The organism is Paenarthrobacter sp. 10L412 (assembly GCF_056395565.1).
The window spans coordinates 36899-48598 of sequence record NZ_JBFTJT010000017.1; the positions used below are offsets into that span (position 1 = coordinate 36899).

At 63.6% G+C, this 11700-nt stretch carries 10 protein-coding genes; 3 read left to right on the plus strand and 7 right to left on the minus strand.

Annotation, left to right across the window (positions count from 1 at the left end; translation table 11 throughout):
• Nucleotides 1-29 precede the first annotated feature (29 nt).
• From AC1DD7_RS20685 to acs, 4 genes are all read right to left on the minus strand, one after another.
• Nucleotides 30-1409: an FtsX-like permease family protein gene (locus tag AC1DD7_RS20685; protein WP_477516397.1), complete on the minus strand. Its 1380-nt coding sequence runs from the start codon at nt 1407-1409 to the stop codon at nt 30-32.
• Entirely contained in the window at nt 1402-2151 is a 750-nt protein-coding gene (locus AC1DD7_RS20690) for an ABC transporter ATP-binding protein (protein ID WP_477516398.1), read from the minus strand. Before AC1DD7_RS20690 ends, AC1DD7_RS20685 begins: the two co-directional genes overlap by 8 nt.
• Before the next feature lie 87 nt (nt 2152-2238).
• The gene (locus tag AC1DD7_RS20695) at nt 2239-3036 is read right to left on the minus strand and encodes a DeoR/GlpR family DNA-binding transcription regulator (RefSeq protein ID WP_216927051.1); all 798 of its coding nucleotides are present in this window, start codon (nt 3034-3036) and stop codon (nt 2239-2241) included.
• Between the two features lie 165 nt (nt 3037-3201).
• On the minus strand, nt 3202-5247 hold the full coding sequence (gene acs, locus AC1DD7_RS20700) for an acetate--CoA ligase (RefSeq protein WP_477516451.1): 2046 nt from the start codon (nt 5245-5247) through the stop codon (nt 3202-3204).
• Nucleotides 5248-5684: 437 nt separating this feature from the next.
• Here acs and AC1DD7_RS20705 point away from each other — a divergent pair, with 437 nt between their 5' ends.
• The 3 genes from AC1DD7_RS20705 to AC1DD7_RS20715 are packed head-to-tail and all read left to right on the plus strand — an operon-like array spanning nt 5685 to nt 8591.
• Nucleotides 5685-7112 carry a hypothetical protein gene (locus AC1DD7_RS20705; RefSeq protein ID WP_477516399.1) on the plus strand — a complete coding sequence of 476 codons (1428 nt, stop codon included), beginning with the start codon at nt 5685-5687 and terminating at the stop codon, nt 7110-7112.
• 10 nt (nt 7113-7122) lie between these two features.
• Nucleotides 7123-7917, plus strand: a complete 795-nt coding sequence (gene nth / locus AC1DD7_RS20710; RefSeq protein ID WP_477516400.1) for an endonuclease III — start codon at nt 7123-7125, stop codon at nt 7915-7917.
• Nucleotides 7914-8591 (plus strand): NUDIX hydrolase, encoded by a 678-nt coding sequence (locus tag AC1DD7_RS20715; RefSeq protein WP_477516401.1) that lies wholly within the window; start codon nt 7914-7916, stop codon nt 8589-8591. Before nth ends, AC1DD7_RS20715 begins: the two co-directional genes overlap by 4 nt.
• A 21-nt stretch (nt 8592-8612) precedes the next feature.
• On the opposite strand, the gene AC1DD7_RS20720 is transcribed toward AC1DD7_RS20715, so the two are convergent.
• From AC1DD7_RS20720 to AC1DD7_RS20730, 3 genes are all read right to left on the minus strand, one after another.
• Nucleotides 8613-8813 carry a YegP family protein gene (locus tag AC1DD7_RS20720; RefSeq protein ID WP_223934443.1) on the minus strand — a complete coding sequence of 67 codons (201 nt, stop codon included), beginning with the start codon at nt 8811-8813 and terminating at the stop codon, nt 8613-8615.
• A 235-nt stretch (nt 8814-9048) separates the two neighbouring features.
• Entirely contained in the window at nt 9049-9948 is a 900-nt protein-coding gene (locus AC1DD7_RS20725) for a CHAD domain-containing protein (protein ID WP_477516402.1), read from the minus strand.
• Nucleotides 9949-9991: 43 nt separating this feature from the next.
• Nucleotides 9992-11683: a bifunctional 3'-5' exonuclease/DNA polymerase gene (locus AC1DD7_RS20730; protein ID WP_477516403.1), complete on the minus strand. Its 1692-nt coding sequence runs from the start codon at nt 11681-11683 to the stop codon at nt 9992-9994.
• Nucleotides 11684-11700 lie beyond the last annotated feature (17 nt).

The following is an 11700-nucleotide window of genomic DNA, read 5'->3' on the forward strand; positions in this document are numbered from 1 at the left end:
GGGCGCCGATGTGAGAGAACATCGGGGAGTTACGAGTCCATGCTTGCGTAGCGTTCCGGCCGGGCGAGTACCTGGCTGATCTGCGCAGTGCCCGCGGCCAGGGCGAGCCGGACCAACAGGAAACCGACCGCAAAAACTCCACCGACGGTCAGGAACACCACGGGACGGGTCAACAAGGCAGGACCCGCCAGTGGCAGAACCAACGCTGCTGCTGCGGCCGCAGAGATGCCCGCCACCAGGAGCAACGGCGACATCACTGCCTTGACCCGCGCAGCCACCATAAGTTTCCGCGGCATCCCTACCCGGTCCAGTGCCACGAGGGTCGAAGCACGGTCGAGCACGGCAGCGGCCTGGTTGACGCCGGCGGAACAAGCCACCATCAGGAACGAGCCCAGCAGGGTGATCATCACGCCGGTGTTGATATCGCGCACCAGCAGCGTGGTTTCATCCGACGCGCTGCCGCCCATCGTGTCCGCCACCGCCATGCCGACGCCCACGAACACTCCCACAAAGCTGGTCATCGCGACGCCCCCAACTTGTCGCCACGATTCCTTGGGACTTTCCAGGACTGTCCGTGCGGCGAGCAGTTGCTCGGGCCGCTTTGCCCTCTTGAGCTGCGCTGACGCCTGAAGCCGCAGGACCCACGGCCCCATCAGGTTCAGTGCAAGCAGCGCCAGCCCGAAGCAGCCGCCCATCACGGCGATAATCACCATAAACGCGCCGAAGCTGCTGAGCATGCCCATGGCTACCACTCCGAAGACCACCACCACAGCCGCGATGAGACCGCGAACCCAGTGGGCGCCGTCGGCCGTTTGCCTGGTCCGCACGCCCAGCGGCGTCAGTACCACCTTGCGCAGGCCGAGCGCAGCGCTCGCTGCGGCAAGGACGCAGACCGCGAGGATGCATCCGAGAATTGACGGCACGGACAGCCAGGCGTGGCCGCCTATCGCCTGTCCCCGGAACTGGATCAATCCCAGGAAAGGCGCCGCGCAGGCATACAGGCCGGCACCGGCTACCGCCCCGATTGCCGCCAGAACTGTTGACTCTATGACCGTCATCCACACGACCGTGGCACTACTGGCACCCAAGAGGCGAAGGGACGCCAAGCGGTCATCACGACGGCGGGCGGCCAGTCGCGCTGCGGAGGCACCGAGCGTCAGCAGCGGTATAACGAGCAAAACCATGGCGACGACGGCCAACGCCTGATAGGTGCCCGCGATGTCATCAGACCAGGACCAAAAGACTTGGGAACCGCCAGCCACCGTCAACAGGAGTGCCGTGACCGTGCCGAACGCGAGAATCGGCAACCCGGCGTCGCGCAGTGTGGTTTGGTGCAACCCCGTTTGGCGAAGGCTGTTGCTTCGGGAGAGGTACGGGGTGAGGCGAAGGGCCAGGGCAAGGCTAGACATTGAACGCACCCTTGAAGTTGGTGGCTGCAGGAGCCGGCTGGCTGGGAGAGGGAACAGCGCAGCCAGTGTCCGCCACGATTCGGCCGTCACGCAGCTCCACGACGCGTTGGCAGCGTGCTGCCACGTTGGGATCGTGCGTGACCACCAGAAGTGTTCGACCGTTGGCTGCGACGGAGTGAAGCAGAACGTCCAGGACTTCGTTGGACGTAGCCGAGTCCAGAGCACCTGTGGGCTCGTCGGCAAAGACGATGCGTGCCCCGGTGACCTGTGCCCGGGCGATGGCCACCCGCTGGACCTGCCCGCCGGACAATTCACCGAGCCTGCGCTGTTCCATGCCTGCCAGGCCAAGGGCCGCCAACCACTCGGCGGCACGGGCCTCGGACGTAGTCCGATCGGTGCCGTTCAGCATCAGCGCCAAAGCCACGTTCTCAAGGGCAGTCAGTTCCGGCAGCAGCATGCCCTGCTGGAAGACGAAACCGAACTCCTCTCGGCGGAGACCGGAAAGCGCCCCATCTCCGAGGGAATCCAACCGGATCGGACCGGCTGTCGAGGTCAAGGTGACCGTACCGGCGTCGGGCCTCAAAATCCCGGCGAGGCAGTGCAGAAGGGTGGTCTTACCGGAACCCGACGGCCCAATGATGGCAATGGACTCACCCGCAACTGCGGCGAAGTCCACGTGATCGAGCGCGACGCTGCCGGGATAGTGCTTGGTGAGTTGCTGGGCATGGAGGATGGCGTTCATGGATCCAGCTTGGCTGCCGGGCCCATGCCAAGGCGTCAGTCCGGCGGCTGAACTCTGCGGACAGGCCTCCACCCGCAGTATGAGAGCCTACTTGGCCTGGACGTCCGCAATTCTCAGCTTTGCCACATTCTCGGCGAGCACGCGGCGGGCATCCTCACCCAGGTTCGAATCGGTGATGAGCTCGTCGGCTTCTTCCAACTGGGCAATGGAGGCTATGCCCACTACGCCCCACTTGCTGTAGTCGGCCAGGACCACAGTGCTGCGGGCCGATGCCATGAACGCCCGGTCCGTTTCGGCCTCGAGCAGGTTTGGAGTGGTAAAACCGGCCTGTGCGTCCATGCCGTGGACACCCAGGAACAGGACATCCAGATGAAGCTGCTTGAGCGAGGATGTCGCAATCGGCCCTACCAGCGCGTCCGACGGCGTGCGCTCGCCACCAATCAGGATCACGGTGGAGCCGAACCGGGCCGGCCCTGACGAAGACCCGTGATGGAAGAGGTCGGCAATCCGCACGGAGTTGGTGACCACGGTGATTCGGGGACCGTGGACGAGCTCCTGTGCCAGCGCCCAGGTTGTGGTTCCTGCGCTGAGCCCGATCGCCATGCCTTCGTGGACAAGCGAGGCAGCTTCGACCGCAATGGCATGCTTTTCCGCGGTCAGCTGTGTGGATTTGAGCTCAAAGCCGGGCTCGTGGGTACTGGCATCGCCGGGAAGTTTGGCCCCACCGTGGATGCGTTCCACCCGACCGGTTTCTTCCAGGGCTTCGATATCGCGCCGGACGGTCATGGGGGAGACGCCCAGCAACTGGGCGAGGTCCGATACCCGTACAACGCGCTCGCGCTGGACGGCATCGATGATGGCGGAGTGGCGTGCTGCCTGAAGCATCAAGGCCTTTCTGGAGAGCCTCATCAAACATGAGGCTGATTCTGGCTCCAGTCTAGGACGCGGCGCTGCTGCCGGGTGGCAAATGGAGTCGCGGCTTCGTCACGATCCTTTTGAACGCACGACGGCGCCGCTCACCTTGGGAGGGGAGCGGCGCCGTCGTGAATGCTATTTCCTGAGGGATTCGGCGATTTGTTGCATAATGGCGGGGTCGGCGAGGGTGGTGGCGTCACCGGTGTCGCGGCCTTCTGCAATGTCTTTGAGGAGGCGGCGGACGATTTTGCCGGAGCGCGTCTTGGGCAGTTCCGGAACGATGAGCAGTTGCTTGGGCTTGGCGATCGGGCCGATTTCCTTGCCGACGTGGTTGCGCAGTTCCAAGATGGTTTCGTCGCCGTTGTTCACGGCGTCACCGCGGAGGATGACGAACGCGACCACGGCCTGTCCGGTGGTCTCGTCAGCGGCGCCAACCACGGCCGCTTCGGCCACGGAGGGGTGGGAGACGAGGGCGGATTCGATTTCGGTGGTGGAAAGGCGGTGGCCGGAGACGTTCATGACGTCGTCCACGCGGCCCAGGAGCCAGACGTCGCCGTCTTCGTCTTTTTTGGCGCCGTCCCCGGCGAAGTACATGGATTCGAACCGGGACCAGTAGGTGTCCTTGAACCGTTCCGGATCTCCCCAGATACCGCGCAGCATGGAGGGCCAGGGTTCGCGGACCACGAGGTAGCCGCCTTCACCGTTAGCCACGGACTGGCCGTTCTCGTCCACGACGTCCACGGCGATGCCGGGCAGCGGTACCTGTGCCGAGCCTGGTTTGGTGGCGGTCACGCCGGGCAGGGGTGCGATCATCTGCGCGCCGGTTTCGGTCTGCCACCAGGTGTCCACGATCGGGGCGGGGTGTTCCTTGCGTTCGCCGTTCTTGCCGGCGTTGCCGCCGATGACTTCGCGGTACCACATCCACGCTTCGGGGTTGATGGGTTCGCCCACGGAGCCCAGGACGCGGATGGAGGACAGATCGTATTTGCCCGGGATTTCGCGTCCCCATTTCATGAAGGTGCGGATCGCGGTGGGGGCGGTGTAGAGGATGGAGATCTTGTACTTTTCCACGAGTTCCCACCAACGGCCCTGGTGCGGGGAATCCGGGGTGCCTTCATACATGAGCTGGGTGGCGCCGTTGATGAGTGGGGCGTAGGAGACGTAGGAGTGTCCGGTGACCCATCCGACGTCGGCGGTGCACCAGTACACGTCCGTTTCCGGGTGAAGGTCAAAGACCACCTTGTGCGTGTACGCGGTCTGGGTGAGGTACCCGCCGGTGGTGTGCAGGATGCCCTTGGGTTTGCCCGTGGTCCCGGAGGTGTAAAGGATGAACAGCGGATGCTCGGAATCATGCCCGACGGCGGTGTGCTCGGTTGAGGCCTTATCTACGGTGTCGGACCACCAGAGGTCGCGTCCTTCTACCCAGTTGACGTCCTCGCCGTTGCGCTTGACCACGACGACGTTCTGGACGGTGTGGCCTTCTTTGCTGAGGGCTTCATCCACGGCGGGCTTCAGGGCGCTGGGCTTGCCCCGACGGTAGGTGCCGTCCGCAGTGACCACGAGCTTTGCTTCGGCGTCTTCGATGCGGGAACGGAGCGCGTCGGCGGAGAATCCGCCGAACACCACGGAGTGCACAGCCCCGATCCGAGCGCAGGCGAGGAGCGTGATGACGGCTTCGGGGATCATCGGCAAATAGACGGCCACGCGGTCGCCCTTGGCAACGCCCAGAGCTTCGAATGCGTTCGCGGCCTTCTTGACCTCCTCGGTCAGCTGCGCGTAGGTGTATGTGCGGGTGTCACCGGGCTCGCCTTCGAAGTAGATGGCCACCCGGTCGCCCAGGCCGTTCTCCACATGGCGGTCCAGCGCGTTGTAGGCAGCGTTGACCTCACCACCAACGAACCACTTGGCGAACGGCGGGTCTGACCAATCCAGGGCTTGCGTGAAGTCTTTGTCCCAGCTCAACAACTCGCGGGCCTGCTTGGCCCAAAACGCGGGACGGTCCGCTTCGGCCTCTTTATACTCATCGGCAGTAGCCACGGCATTCGCAGCAAACTCAGGTGATGGCGGGAACTTACGGTTCTCGTGGAGCAAATTCTCGAGAGCCTCGACGTGCGGTGCCGGACCGTTCTGCGGCGTCGACGCTGCAGCGGTGGTCGTGGATCCGGTGGTGTCCTGGGACATGGTGAACCTCATCATTCATCGATCTTTGCTGCGCGGACCCCGCCGGGAGGGTGCGCACCCAAGCCGTTAGCCGGCGTCGTGCGTCCCGCGGAGGATCCGCAGAGTGTTGTCCGCCTCCAACATTATCGCCTTGGGAGGTCCTACGTGTGCGTGGTCACAAATGGGTCAGCGAGCGGTACGGATTCGGCGACGAATGGCTGTTTACGTTGTCAGGAAGCGTTTACATGACGACAGTTGGCAGTGCTTGACTGTAAGGAACCTTGGAGTTTCCTGTGGACGGAGCAGCGTAGCCGATTTCAGCTAGAAGAGTGTCAGTGGGGTGGCATAGGCTGAATAAGTCTTGGGACGCATCGTCAGGTGTGTCCGGTTTTCCGCGGAAACCTGCGGAAAATACCGGTCCGGACTGTCCAAGACGCCGCCGTACGAAGGAGAAACAGATGAACCAGCTGAGCCCAGGCCCGCACGACTCACACCCGACGGGACCGGACACCGCGGCTGGAAAGGCGAACGACGCCGGTACCGCCACAGCTGCGAAGTCCGCCTCAGGCGAACCCACCAAATACGAGGCAGTTGCCGGCCCTTTCACCATTCGTGACCTCACGGTTTTCGGTTCTGTACTCCTGATGTTCATCGCCTCGCTGCTGCCCATGTTCGGGGGCCGTTACAACCTGTGGAACCTGGACAACCTTTTCTTCCTTCTCTTGGGAATCATCCTGCCGGTGGTGGTTGTGGCGCTTTTCGTCGCCCGCCGGCTGCAGCCCGGGACCATTGTCCGCGTCGGCTCGCTGTCGATTGACCAGTTCGCTTCCGTGACCGCTGCATTTGCGGTACCGCTGTTCTTCCTGACGATCGCCGATTCCTTCAACGGCAGTGTCCTGTTGGGCCTGGTGGGTTCCTTGGGCTTGCTGGCGGCCACCGTTCTGGCCCCGCATCTGCCCTTCCTGTCGGCCGATTTCAAGGGCCGCGCTGAAACGCCGGCCCACATTGTTGCCCGTCAGGCCGCGATTCCCACCCGTAAACCTGCTGCCCCGAAGCCTCCCAAGGAACCCAAGACGCCGAAGCCAGCCAGCGGGCCTTCGACGCCGGGCTTCCAAGCAACGGGGTATCAGGCACAGAGTGCAGGTTCGGCCGGTGCCCATCCATATGCTCCGCCAGCCGGCGCGAGCCCCTACGCTCCGCCAGCCACGTCCGGCCCCGTTGCTCCGGCCCCAACTGCTGGGCCCGCCGTCGTGCATTCGACTGATTCCACGCCTCCTGCGGAATCTCAAGCTGCCGCCCCCTCCGCGCCCGCCTCGCCCGCTGCTGCGGCTCCAACCGCCGCGGCCTCGGCTGCGTCCGGGTCGCCCGCTCAGGCTTCGCCGGCAGAGCCTTCGCCAGCAGAGCCTTCACCGGCCGAGCCTGACATTGTCTTTGACAACCCGGGAGAACCGCAGTCGCCGACGCAGGCACCGGCTACTACCCAGCATGCCCAGCAGCCGGCCGCCCAACAGCCCGCCGCCGCACAGCCCGCAGCCCAGCAACCAGCCGCACAGCCCGCAGCCCAGCAGCCCGCCGATGAGCGCGGATGGGCCGCCACCATGGCCACGCCCATCGTGTCCGCCGATACCCGTTCCGTGAGCGACTCCATTGGTGCAACTGTGGATCCGTCCAGCCGGTCTGATGATTCTCCCGCTTATGAAGCCTTCTGGTTTGCCGTAGCCCAGCCCCGAACTGCCTATGACGAGCGGACAGGTGCTCCGGCCTTCACCATTGAGCCGGGCGGTTGGGTTCTGGCGCTCGAGGACCGTGGCGACGAATTCCTGGTTCAGGACACCGATGGCAAAGTTGGGGTCCTGCGGGAGCTCAGCAATATCGAACGCGGCTGAGCAGGACGCTGTGACCATCGCTGAAGCTGGTTCCCTGCTCGCCTTGAAACGTCGGGCACGCAAGATCAACAGGATCCTCGCTGACAAATACCCTTATGCTCACGCCGAGCTGGATTTCCGGAACCCGTTTGAGCTTGTGGTGGCCACGGTCCTCTCAGCCCAGACCACCGATGTACTGGTCAACCAGGTCACCAAGATCCTGTTTGCACGCTACCCGGACGCCCGTGCCTTGGCGGAAGCGGACCCTGCTGAGCTGGAATCGATCCTGCAGCCCACTGGTTTCTTCAGGGCAAAGGCCAGGAACGTCCTGGCTCTTAGCACCCGCTTGGTGGACGAGTACGACGGCGAGGTCCCAGGGCGCCTCGAGGATCTCGTGACGCTTCCGGGCGTCGGGCGGAAAACAGCCAACGTGGTCCTCGGGAACGCTTTTGGTATCCCCGGAATTACTGTTGATACGCACTTCGGGAGACTGGCACGCCGTTTCGGGTGGACGGTATCCGATGATCCCGTGAAGATCGAATTCGACGTCGCTGAGCTCTTTGAACCACGCGACTGGACCATGCTTTCGCATCGCGTGGTCTTCCACGGCCGCAGGATATGCCACGCTAAGAAACCCGCCTGTGGAGCGTGCCCGGTTGCCAGCCTCTGTCCCAGCTATGGCGACGGCGAGACGGACCCGGTCAAGGCTGCAAAGTTGTTGAAGTACGAGCTCGCGCCCGGCAACGAGGCACTGTTGGAGAAGTTGCTGGCCGAGACGCACAGGGCGGCGGAGATCCGGATGGAATCACAGAGGAGGCCCGGGTGACCGCGTTTGAGGACCTTGCCAAGTTAGTGGCCCGTTTTGAGGCGGGCGAGCAGCAGCATTCTTCGCACTGGGCGCAGTTGCCCGTCACGCCGGAAACCAATCGCGCCGCCGCCGTGCTCATGCTCTTTGGTGTGCTGGACGATGTCCCGGCCGAATCCGGACGCCCCTTTGCGCCGGCGGACCTCGATGTCCTCCTGCTTGAACGGGCTCACACCCTGGACGACCATCCCGGCCAGGTAGCATTTCCAGGCGGGAGCGTGGATCCGGAGGATGACTCCGTGGTGTCCGCCGCCTTGCGTGAGGCAGTGGAAGAGACCGGGCTGGACGTCAGTGGCGTGAAGGTGTTGGGCGTCATCCCCGAGCTCGGGCTGATCCGCAGTAATTTCCGGGTGACACCCGTACTTGCCTGGTGGGACTCGCCATCACCCGTTCGCGTCGTCGATTACGCTGAGTCCGCCCAGGTGTTCCGGGTACCGGTTCGGGATCTCCTGGATCCCGTCAACCGGGTGACCGCCACTATTTCCCGCTTCGGCCGGACTTTCAGGAGTCCGGGTTTTAGGGTCAACGGCGTGGTGGTCTGGGGCTTTACCGGGATGGTACTCAGCGGTTTGTTCGACGAACTCGGATGGACGGTCCCCTGGGACCAGGACAAACTGTACGAGATCGAGCTCTAGCAGCTCCGCCGCGTGCGCCGTTTAGGCGGCCCGTCGGTTCGCCGTCGAGCGGTCCACGATCAGCCCTGTTGCGGCGTTTTCACGCACTGCATTAATGCCGTCCACCACGCCCTTGAGATGTTTGAACGTTGGTGACTCCGCTACGACCGTTCCGTCCGCCGCTGTAAGGCGAAACCGGTACGAGCCGTCGCTGTCTTTGAGAATTTCGAACCTGCCAGCCATTTTGTGCTGTCCCCCTTGATGCTTCCTTGCAACAGTCGTGGGCCGGTGTGCCGGTCCCACTTAGAGAACGTATCCAGAAGGAGGCAGGAAAGAAAGTTACTTTGGGGTACCGGTCATGGAATTGTCATGCACCATCACACTGCGAGATGTGACTGGCTTGTTCTGAGGGTGGCAGCTAATCTGGGGCGCCGGCTACTCCGTCGTTTGGTCCGTCCAAGGCGAACGGGATGAATGATCAAGCCAGCAGCATCCCGCGAGGCTCAGGGATAGGGGAGCTGAGCAACGCTGCCCGGAGGTTGGCCTCGGTCTCGGCGAGCCGACGCTGTCCTATGCTTTGAAGGGCCTCGACGTCCAAAGGCTCTGCACCGGGCATTTCTGCAAGGCTTTTTATCCATGCCTGGCCAACCACGCTGTCGTGTTGTTCCCCGAGGAGACGCTGCAGGATCATCGATGTTTGGATGATCGCCGTGGCGCCTGCACCCAGGACATGGGCCACAGCCTCCACGGAGTACCGCAATACTTTGATGTCCTTTCGCGCGCCATGGAGCACTTCGTTGCGTTCCGCTTCATCAGCATGCGGGCTATCCGTTTCCAGGCTTCGTTGCGCAGCTTCCAAGCTTTTCTGCACCGTCTCCCAACGCGGCTGCAGGAGTTCTGCCACCTCCAGGAGGCTGGGATGGTGGTCAATTTCCTGTGCCGCCATGTGGGCAGTTGCAGGAAGGAGGGCTTGACGGGTTGCCCTGACGATTCCCTGCCATCGCCTTCCGGTCCCGACCCGGGTAGCCATTGCATTACTGCTGGCCAGGAGCTGGTTCACGGCTTCATGGAGTGCTTCCGGCGACAACCAGGCCTCTGATGCGTCCAGCCATAGCGTCAAACGCTGGGACAGAACGTATGCGTCGCGGGCTTCGCCGAGGGAGCGCGCCAGCCACCGGACATCTCGGCCCGTAGCCTCCGGGATGTCAGGGAGAACGGATTTGTAGCATGAAAGGACAGAACGAAGCCGCCGAAGCGCCAGCCGGGCGCCGTGGACGGCGTCCTGGTCGGCCGCGCCAACCAGCGGCAAGCAGCCCTCCAGCTCTGCAAGTTGGAAAGCGATGTACGAATCCACGGAATCACGCACGTCCGAACCCACGTGGCCAGTTTCCCCCGGACGCTCCCGGGGGACAAGCAGGTGCCTACTTCGCTTTGTCGTAAGAATCGACGACGGCGACACTCACCGGGAATTCGACCGGAATCCGGCCGAACATAAGCTCTTTCGCTGCGTTTGCGGACTCCTCGATCGCCTGGATGCAGGCGTCTATGGCTTCATCCCGGGCATGGACCATTACTTCGTCGTGGAGGAAGAAGACGAGTTCCCCTGAGGGTGAGCCTTCGGCATCCAAGGCGCGCAGCCGCCGTCGTAATTCCGCCAACCAGCAGGAGGCCCATTCCGCGGCCGAACCCTGGACCACGAAGTTTCGCGTGAAGCGGCCACGGGAGCGCGCCAGGTTGTCGGCTCGCCGCTGCTCCTCGGCGGTGGTGGACTGTTGGCTTCGCAGCCAGCCGTGGGACGGCGGTGGGCTGCTTCGTCCCAAACGGGTGGTGACGGTCCGGCCTGCCTCGCCTTCCCTCGCTGCTTGCTCAACAAAGCCCACCGCTCGCGGATATGTCCGGGCCAACTGCGGCATGAGTCTGCCCGATTCACCGGTGGTGGCGCCGTAAATGGCGCCGAGCAGCGCAACCTTCGCCTTGGACCGATCCCCGCCGAAGCCTTGGGCTGCTATACCGGCGTAAAGGTCTTTGTCCCGCGCGGCTTCGGCCATCTTTGTGTCCTGGGCGAGCGCTACAAGGACGCGAGGTTCCAGTTGGGAGGCATCGGCGACGATGAGCTTGTGGCCAGGGTCCGCACGGACTGCGGCACGGATATTCCGGGGAATCTGCAACGCACCTCCGCCGCGGGAGGCCCACCTGCCGGACACCACGCCTCCCACCACATACTCGGGGTGGAACCGGCCATCCTGGACCCAAGCATCCAGCCATGCCCAACCATTCGCGGTGTGCAGGCGGGAGAGCTTCTTGTACGCAAGCAGGGGCTGGATCGCAGGGTGTTTGGATTCCTGGAGCTCCCATTGCCGGGTGCTTTTGACTTCGATTCCGTTCCGATGAAGGGCCCGCATAAGGTCCTGGGGGGAGTCCGGGTTCAGGCTTGGTGATGTGAGGATCTCCCGCAGCTCGTTGCACAGCATCTCAAGTGCCCGGGGCCTGTGGCCAAGTGGCGGACGGGGCCCGAGTACGTCGGCAAGAATCTGTTCGTGCACCTCCTCCCGCCAGGGAACGCCGGCGTGTTGCATTTCCACCGCAACGATTGCACAGGCGGACTCGGCCGCGAGCAGCAATTGCAAGCGTTGCTTCCGTTGGTCGTCTGCAGGGACCTGGGCGATCGCGTGCTGTTGCGCAGCAAACTCATCCCGCAGTTCAGCCAGCCCCGGACTTTTGGATGTCGGGGTGAAGTCCTCGAAGAGTGCGCCCTGATCGGCGGGCGGGGGTGGGGGCTGCAGTGCGCGGGGCGGCGTTGAATCGTCGTCCTGCGTGAGCTTTTCAGCGTTCTTTGCGTAGTCTGTGTGCGCAGTGAAAGAGGAGTGCGCCAGGATAGCTCCGCAGAGTGCGAGGTCGTGGCAGCGCTCCAGTTTCACGCCGTTCCTCAGGAGTTCCGGGTAGCAGTCCTGCGCGCGATGCCACACCCAGCGGGGCCGCTGGCTTTCCAGTTCACGGACGACGCCGGGTAGCTCACCTCGCGCGACGACGCGAGGGTCGGTGGTGGCCTTCCCCGTCGGAGAGACTCTCTGTATGGCTGCGCCGTCCGGATGGGCGGCGAGCAGCAAATACATGGTGTCCATTCTGCCCT

Bases quoted from the DNA above. Each gene is read 5' to 3' on its own strand.
- AC1DD7_RS20685 (WP_477516397.1), bottom strand. From the start codon at position 1,409: ATGTCTAGCCTTGCCCTGGCCCTTCGCCTCACCCCGTACCTCTCCCGA.
- AC1DD7_RS20690 (WP_477516398.1), bottom strand. From the start codon at position 2,151: ATGAACGCCATCCTCCATGCCCAGCAACTCACCAAGCACTATCCCGGC.
- AC1DD7_RS20695 (WP_216927051.1), bottom strand. From the start codon at position 3,036: ATGCTTCAGGCAGCACGCCACTCCGCCATCATCGATGCCGTCCAGCGC.
- acs (WP_477516451.1), bottom strand. From the start codon at position 5,247: ATGTCCCAGGACACCACCGGATCCACGACCACCGCTGCAGCGTCGACG.
- AC1DD7_RS20705 (WP_477516399.1), top strand. From the start codon at position 5,685: ATGAACCAGCTGAGCCCAGGCCCGCACGACTCACACCCGACGGGACCG.
- AC1DD7_RS20720 (WP_223934443.1), bottom strand. From the start codon at position 8,813: ATGGCTGGCAGGTTCGAAATTCTCAAAGACAGCGACGGCTCGTACCGG.
- AC1DD7_RS20730 (WP_477516403.1), bottom strand. From the start codon at position 11,683: ATGTATTTGCTGCTCGCCGCCCATCCGGACGGCGCAGCCATACAGAGA.